Origin of the sequence: Microcoleus sp. B4-C2, from assembly GCF_036705265.1 — a bacterium.
In the GTDB taxonomy this organism is placed as follows: domain Bacteria; phylum Cyanobacteriota; class Cyanobacteriia; order Cyanobacteriales; family Microcoleaceae; genus Microcoleus.
Window position 1 is genome coordinate 1 of the sequence record NZ_JAUBUB010000161.1, and the last position, 7,565, is coordinate 7,565.

Consider the following 7,565-nt stretch of genomic DNA (forward strand, 5'->3'; position numbering starts at 1 on the left):
TATTTTAAAGTCCCAAAAGCCTTTCGACCCCAATTATTTACTTGCTACCCCTTGACAGTTCAAGACAGTATCTACAAGCCCCTGATGGATGTTGTTGTTTTTTATGCCGATGCAAGCAATTCCCAATTCCCAATTCCCAAAATTTATGAATCCCGAACCAGAAATTCGCCGCCTGTTAGATGTGATGCCCGCTTCCGGCCGCATGACGTGTAAAATTATTAACAAGCCCCAACAATCAACGGTAATTGACTGCGATTTTCCTTTGCCTTGGAATCAATCTCGGCCGATTTATATTAATTTTGATTTGTGGCGGCTGCTATCTAAGCCGCAGCGGGATTTATTGCTATTGCGGAATGTAAGTTTTCTGTGCAATTTTAAGTGGTTTAAACCGGATATTTATCAAGGTGCAGCTCTGGCGGGAATTGTCGGGACTGTTGTAGAATTGTTGCAGCCAGATGCGATCGGCACTGCGATCGCGGGCGGTTTGACGGGACTCGCCATGACTCGAATTTGGCGCGACAACCGCAGTTCCCAAGTAGAGTTAGATGCTGACGAAGGGGCGATTAGAGTCGCGGGAAGGCGTGGTTACAACGAAGCCGAAGCGGCCGGACATTTGCTTGGGGCGATCGAGGCTGTGGCGCAAATTGAAGGGCGCAGTTTGGATTTTAATGAGTTGATTCGGTGTCAAAACTTAAAGGCGATATCGGGTATTTCGGCGGTGGGCGTGCCCGATAGTGTGAGGAAAGATTAAAAACTTGCTCCTTCCTACCATAAGAATATAGAAATGTCGGCTTTACCAAATCATCGCTCTAATAATTACTTCACCTCAGACTATTTGGATCGACTCCTAACTCCCGCAATTTTTGTGCTAATCTGTTCACCTGTTCTTCAGGAGTCAGATAACGTTTTCCCTCTGCGTCGTACCAATACAGCCACTCCCTCGTCACCCCAGAATAATTTCCCCTTTCACAACCAATTCCTAAACCTATTTCGGGCATCCAAACAGGATGTCCCGACTGTAATTCATACTTCCCATTAACTAACTTATGTACTTCCAATCGGGGTTTGCGACGGCGGCGAGATGAATAGATAATGTAATAAAGCACGCCTAAAGCTTGATATTCCTCCAACTTTGTGCTGTATTCCTTGCGATACTTTTTGGAAACGACTTCCAGCACCAAAGTTGGCACAACCTTTTCATCCCACAGCACGTAACTGGGACGCAATTCTTCATCGTAAAACCGTTCTACTCCTAAACTCAAGAAACCGTCGGGGACAATTGGAGCTTTTTCAGGGTGATAATAGATACCCATATCTATGCCAAAAAACCAGTCCATGCGTTCTGCCCAAAGTATGAGCAATATTGCTTTTACCAACCCCGGTATTAGTTCTTGAAGTTCGTTATCCACAGGCGTTTCGTCCGAGTCAGGCAGTTCATCGGCTGAGGGCAAGTACCTCGGCAAGTTGTAATTTAACATTGCAGTTTTTCCCAAAACTTACATCAATTATAGCGTGGTTGTTTTTTGATACCAATCGCAATTAAAACCAGCAACTCACCAAAAATTGCTTGTTCTCGAATAGCCTCATAATTTTTCAAAATCTCCGACCGTCAATTTCTAGTGACTCCTCCTCATCTACTCGCCGACTGAGATAATCCGGCAAGTCATCAAAAGATACCCCCACCAAACGGCAAAAATCCCTCATTTGCCGAACAGTCATCGTAGGTTCGTCTCCCTTTTCCCATCGCCGCACCGACGAAGCCGACACCCCCATCCGCACAGCCAACTCTTCTTGGCTCAAGTTAGCGTCCTCTCGCAGTCTCCGAAAAGGCAACTCATTTTCTGGTTGCCGTTGACGTTGCCTTTTTTTTACCATATTATTATAACAGATTGAATTAAGCGCCTAATTTAAGCGCTTAACTAGCTTGTGATAGGCACAGCCATAGCCAGAACAGACTGCACTAAAAATAAAAGGTGCAATTCTGTCACATTGCTATGGGCAAACATACCCAATTTACAATACAGCCATGAACAACCCAGAAACTGCGAATGCCTGGATTATTTACCGACTGCTGCCCAACTTTCAGCGCTTACCCGTCGCGCAATTTCGCAGCCGCAGCGAAGCAGAATCTTCCCTGACAGTCATCCGGCAAATGCTACCCAATACCGAATTAATACTTGCTTTCGAGGTTGGGCTAGAAAATCCAACTACCGAACTCAATCAGCCCCCTGCTAAAGAACCAAACTTGCAAACTTCAGTTAACCGAGAACTCTTGAAACTTTTCATTATCAGTTCTCGTCCTGTTGTTTCCCGCGTCATTCATTCTTTTCACCGCGATAATTTTGCCTGCGTTTCTGACTGGAGTCCGCTTGTCCCAACTCAAAATCCCGGTGAAGTGATGAGCGTCTTAATTAAACATTTTGCGGCTGACTCTTAGTTTGCCACCCCTTGATGATTCGGCGGTTGAAACCGCTACTACACAAACGAAGTCTGCCTCCGCAGACTAAGAAATAAAGGGGGTATTTAAGTCGGATTTGGTATTAGTCCTCTTTGAGAGGACTTTAGCTTTGAGGCAGGGGTTTCAACCCCTGCCGGACTGCGGTTGTAAGGCTAACTCTATATCCTCTACTTCTTGAGTCATAAATTTATCACTCTCTCTCCCCAGTCATCGAACCTTAGCTGCGGGCGATCGCCAAATCAGGAACAATGATAAACTTGATATTCATACCCATCCACCGCAGGCAAATCGCGCGATTCAACCTGACATTTTTGTGATTCTAGATTGACAGGTGCGCGAAAATTAACCAACCACAAATCAAGCGGACGTTCTAATTGACTGAGTGTTTTATCAAGTGTCCCTGCCGCTATTTTCGGCCCCTCCCTTCTCTGATTAGCCAAAAGAAACAGCGGAGAATCAAAGGCTTTAACTTCTTCTTTCTTCCTAACATCCGTTACATCCGTTACATCCGCTACAAAATCCGTTGCCGAACTTCTTTCCCATTCCCACCCTATCCCCATCAACTCTCCTATTTCTACATGAGTCTTTTGAGTAGTAGCAATTAACACGGGAACTTTCGAGACTTCGCGGACAATCGGAATTAAAAGGTCTGGTTTGTAATATTTGCGATAGCCAAGATTGGAATTTACTGTGACACCGCTAAAAAAACCCATTACTAAAATTAGCACCACTGCTTTTTTGCCAGCAATTTCCACAGCAGGTAAATTAAACGATTGACTTTTTGCTGTAGGTGTGTTAAAAATAACCGCCAAGGTTGCTCCTAAAAGCAATATCACCCCCGGAAAGTAGACGAAATTGTATCGTGCGCCGCGAGTTAGGTCAATGCCAAGAATATATGCAAAGCTGAAAAATAGGAAAATTGCTCCTAGCACAAATCCGCCGAAAATAACAGTACCTAAACGAGTATCGGGCGTTGTTAAGGAATTTTTAAGAGCGCTAAACAGGATGGGAAGCACCAATATAAAAAATATTGTCATTGCGATCGCCGATACAACTACTACTGCCAAATTTGGCGATTCCACCGGCAGCAGAGAGATGACAGTGATCCATCCAGCTAAAGCTTGAAAAATCGGATTAACCCAACTTAAAAATGTGCGATCGCCACTGACAATCCAATTAGTTAGTTCGCTACCGTATTTATTTGACAAAAATATCGGCAGCCAAATTAAACCGCCAGCCAAAGTGCCCACGGCTACTGCGAAAAGCCGCCACATGATTTGAAATTGCCAAATATTAGGCTGCTGGCTGTTGTCAATTAGCAACTTTCCATTAAACTGCTGCCAGATTACAGCAATTAATGCTATTGCTTCGGCACACAAAGTCAGTACAAAAAAGTAGTGAACCGCTATTCCCAAACAGTTAACAACCACCCAAATCAGCACCGCCCAAATAGGCAGGTGAGCACGCTTTTGTAGCTTTTTTGCAGCTAAGACGAGGCAAAAAAGAGAGGCAATAACTAATAATATTCCTAAAGTGTAATGGCGAGCTTCTTGAGCGAGATAAATGCCGTAGGGAGAAACTGCCATCATCGCGGCCGCACATTGACCGACTAAACGGGAACTAAAAGCAAACTTGCCTAAAAAGTAAATAGCGGGAACTGAAATCACACCCAATAATGCAGGAAGAGCGCGCCCAATCCAAACTAAACTATCCTCGGTCGGCCCAAACAGTTGCATCCACCAATGAGCGAGCATAAAATATACTGGTGGATGGTTGCTTTCTAGTAGCAAATTGCGGAGCACGTCGGCGGTGTCAGCATCGGGGCGCAATTGCAGCGGTTGTAATAATGTAGAAAGCTCGATCGCGCGATCGAGCGGCACCCCGCGAAAACTGTTACCCAAACTAAAAACTAGAGTCGAAAACTCGTCTGTCCACAGCGGTTTCGAGTCCAAATTGGCAAAGCGCAAAATCAAGGCGATCGCCGTCCACAGAAATAGCAACAACAGTTGTTTGTTCTTAATCATTAATTCAGTCAATCGATTTTAGATTTTAGATTTTAGATTTTAGAATTGAAGCATTGACTTGCGCGAGATAAATCCGGGGGCTTGTATCCTAGATGCTTTCGGTCATTCAAAGGCATAGGGCAGGAGACCAATTTGTCATTAGCCATCAGTCATTTTATCCATTATCAATTACCAATTACCCATTTCGCATTACCCATTTCCCATTACCTACTTCACGTCCGTCACCCGCCAACTCAGCTTCATATTGATCCAGAAATTCCACAGAGTCACAGTTGCGATCGCAATCAACTTAGCCCAATATTCGTTTACCTTAAAAACATTAAACAGCACATTCACCAGCAGCACATTTATCATCAAGCCAATCAAACAAATCACATTAAATTTCAACAGCCGTTTCAAGCGCTGGCGCTTTCCCGGCTGCCGCTTAGAAATATCACCAAAAGTCCATAAATCGTTCCACAAAAAATTATTGAAAATTGCCACTTCAGCAGAAAAAATGGCACTGCGAGTCAGCCCCAAACCGAGGACAGTCCGCAGCAAGTAAAAAACTCCCATATCCACAAAAACGCCGCTGAAACCAACCACGCCAAACCGCAGGAATCTGCCCATCGGCCAGCGGGCAAACCGCAACCGAAGCAAATGTTGCAAATACTCAATATACTGTTTCCAGCTAACTTTGCTCTCCCCTTCTTGCCGCTCGTGAAACACGTAACCAACTTCTCCAATCCAGCGGATATCGCCTCTGCCGAGCACTTCAATCAATATTTTGTAGCCAGCAGGATTCATGGTTTTGCCGGCTATGCAACAGCGCCGCACCATAAAATACCCGCTCATCGGATCGGAAACTCGGCCCACCACTCCCGGCAGGATCACCAACCCCACGGTTTGAGCGCCCCGCGATAAAAATCGCCTGACAACGCTCCAGTCGCTCACCCCGCCCTCGCCCACGTGACGACTCGCAGCGGCCAAATCGGCTCCCCGCTGAATTTCTGCTAAAAGCTGCAACAGCGTCTCCGGGGGATGCTGCAAGTCGGCATCGATGACGCCCAAAACCTCGCCCCTAGCCGCCTGCCACCCGCGAATCACCGCTGTGGAAAGTCCCCGCTCGTCTTCCCGGCGCATCACCCGCAATTGCGGATATTCCGGTGTCAGGGAAAGGGCGACTTCCCAAGTGCGATCGGGGCTGTCGTCATCGACTACAATTAATTCGTAGTTGCCGGGAATGATGCCATCGAGCAATTGGCTCAATTTTTCCACAATACTCTGGATATTCCTGGACTCGTTGTAGGTGGGAATGACGAGGGAAAAATAAATTTCCGCTGTGCGTGCATCTGTAAAAGTTGAACCGAAAGTCTGTATAGCAGGAATTTGCAAGGGCCCCGACGGCACTGGCAATACCTGATTTGGTTGGTAGCTGCCCATAATTTCAGTGTTCAGAAAGTCAAGGATAGTTTGGTAGAACTTGAGATTGTAAAATATCGTTCCTCCATAATTGATTAGTTAAAATATAAAAACGCCTTAATTCTAGTCAGTAATTCTGTAATTGAGTTAAAAAGAAAACTGTGGATGCAATTCTCGATCGAGCTTTACAAGGTTATAACATTTCTTCTGCAGAGGCATTGGTACTTTTGCAGCAAACAGAGCCAGACGCGCGAGCTTCTATTCAAACAACCGCTGACTTGCTCCGGCGCCGACAATCAGGGGATACTGTCACCTACGTTATCAATCGGAATATTAACTTTACTAACATTTGCGAGCAGCATTGCAGTTTTTGTGCATTCCGCCGCGACGAGGGAGATGAGGGCGCTTTTTGGTTAGATGCAGCTCAAATTCAGGAAAAGGCAACTGATGCAGTGCAGCGGGGTGCAACGGAAATTTGTATGCAGGGCGGCTTAAATCTTCAAGCTAAGCTGAACGGCGCATTTTTACCTTATTATCTGCAATTGGTGAAAACTATTAAGGATAAGTTTCCTCAGTTGCACTTGCACGCTTTTTCGCCCCAAGAAATAGAATTTATTGCCAGAGGAGATAATCTTAGTTTCAGCTATGTAATTTCGGCTTTGCAGGATGCGGGTGTCGGTTCGATGCCGGGAACCGCGGCGGAAGTTCTCGACGATTCTGTGCGACGGGTGATTTGCCCGGAAAAACTAAATTCGGCAACTTGGCTGGAAATTGTGGGAACTGCTCACAGTCTGGGTTTGCCGACAACGAGTACGATGCTTTGCGGGCATATTGAGACGGCTGGGCAGCAGGTTTTGCATTTAGAAAAAGTGCGATCGCTCCAACAAACTGCGATCGACCAAAACTATGGGGCACGCATTACAGAATTTATTTTACTACCATTTGTCGGACAGGAAGCACCGGCACCTTTGCGGAGTCGAGTCGGCCGCGACCAACCAATTTTAGCAGATACTTTGTTACTCACCGCTGTATCGAGGATCTTCTTAGGCAATGTGATTTCCAATCACCAGCCGAGTTGGGTAAAATTAGGTTTAGATGGAGCTAAAGAAGCGCTGAAATGGGGCTGCAACGACATCGGCGGTACATTGATGGAAGAGCACATTACAACGATGGCCGGTGCGGTTGGTGGCAGTTGTCAATCTGTGGAAGATTTGCAAAATGCGATTAGTTCTTTGGGGCGGAGTTATCAGCAAAGAGATACAATTTATCGACCTTTAGGGGTTGACAATTTGGCAGTAATAAGTAGTAGGATAAATTGAGCGATGTCTTACAGCGAGTTCACCTCAATTATCAAAGTTAAACAAGCCTTTGGATTAATAACTGTAGAAGGGCCGCGATTTCTACCGCAAATAACTCCGATCGCTCCGAGTGCAACCCTGACAGATTTTTTGGCAAATAGTTTACCCGTAGCTGTGGCCACAGGTAGCGAAAAAGCTCGCTCGGAAATGATTATTACTCCGGTACTGCTGGAAGTCAGGAAGATTTTGCAGCAGAATATTAGCTTGTTTTCGGGGGAAGACTTTACGGTTGATTATGAAATTGGACTAATACCAATTTTATATGAAGTTGCATAGAATAAAGATAGTGTTTAGAGGGCATCAGTGATGACACGCCAACTGATT

The 7,565-nt window shown here is 45.5% G+C and carries 8 protein-coding genes; 4 read left to right on the plus strand and 4 right to left on the minus strand.

What is annotated here, in order from left to right:
* Positions 1-145: 145 nt before the first annotated feature.
* Positions 146-751: a DUF3318 domain-containing protein gene (locus QUB20_RS27565; protein ID WP_333251209.1), complete on the plus strand. Its 606-nt coding sequence runs from the start codon at positions 146-148 to the stop codon at positions 749-751.
* Between the two features lie 70 nt (positions 752-821).
* Here QUB20_RS27565 and QUB20_RS27570 read toward each other — a convergent pair whose 3' ends face one another.
* Together QUB20_RS27570 and QUB20_RS27575 are read right to left on the minus strand one after the other, a co-directional pair.
* A complete protein-coding gene (locus QUB20_RS27570) occupies positions 822-1,478 on the minus strand; it encodes a Uma2 family endonuclease (protein WP_333251195.1) in 657 nt (218 codons plus the stop codon).
* Between the two features lie 115 nt (positions 1,479-1,593).
* Complete coding sequence (locus tag QUB20_RS27575) at positions 1,594-1,875, minus strand: helix-turn-helix transcriptional regulator (protein WP_333251197.1); 282 nt, start codon at positions 1,873-1,875, stop codon at positions 1,594-1,596.
* A 151-nt stretch (positions 1,876-2,026) separates the two neighbouring features.
* Between QUB20_RS27575 and QUB20_RS27580 the strand changes: the two genes are divergently transcribed.
* Positions 2,027-2,437 carry a hypothetical protein gene (locus tag QUB20_RS27580; protein WP_333251198.1) on the plus strand — a complete coding sequence of 137 codons (411 nt, stop codon included), beginning with the start codon at positions 2,027-2,029 and terminating at the stop codon, positions 2,435-2,437.
* A gap of 260 nt (positions 2,438-2,697) precedes the next feature.
* On the opposite strand, the gene QUB20_RS27585 is transcribed toward QUB20_RS27580, so the two are convergent.
* Both QUB20_RS27585 and QUB20_RS27590 read right to left on the minus strand, forming a co-directional pair.
* The gene (locus tag QUB20_RS27585) at positions 2,698-4,494 is read right to left on the minus strand and encodes a glycosyltransferase family 39 protein (RefSeq protein WP_333291802.1); all 1,797 of its coding nucleotides are present in this window, start codon (positions 4,492-4,494) and stop codon (positions 2,698-2,700) included.
* A gap of 195 nt (positions 4,495-4,689) precedes the next feature.
* Positions 4,690-5,904, minus strand: a complete 1,215-nt coding sequence (locus QUB20_RS27590) for a glycosyltransferase (protein WP_333251202.1) — start codon at positions 5,902-5,904, stop codon at positions 4,690-4,692.
* Positions 5,905-6,044: 140 nt separating this feature from the next.
* Here QUB20_RS27590 and cofH point away from each other — a divergent pair, with 140 nt between their 5' ends.
* Together cofH and QUB20_RS27600 are read left to right on the plus strand one after the other, a co-directional pair.
* A complete protein-coding gene (gene cofH / locus QUB20_RS27595) occupies positions 6,045-7,202 on the plus strand; it encodes a 7,8-didemethyl-8-hydroxy-5-deazariboflavin synthase subunit CofH (protein WP_333251204.1) in 1,158 nt (385 codons plus the stop codon).
* 3 nt (positions 7,203-7,205) lie between these two features.
* Positions 7,206-7,517 carry a hypothetical protein gene (locus QUB20_RS27600; protein WP_333251207.1) on the plus strand — a complete coding sequence of 104 codons (312 nt, stop codon included), beginning with the start codon at positions 7,206-7,208 and terminating at the stop codon, positions 7,515-7,517.
* The last annotated feature ends 48 nt before the right edge of the window (positions 7,518-7,565 follow it).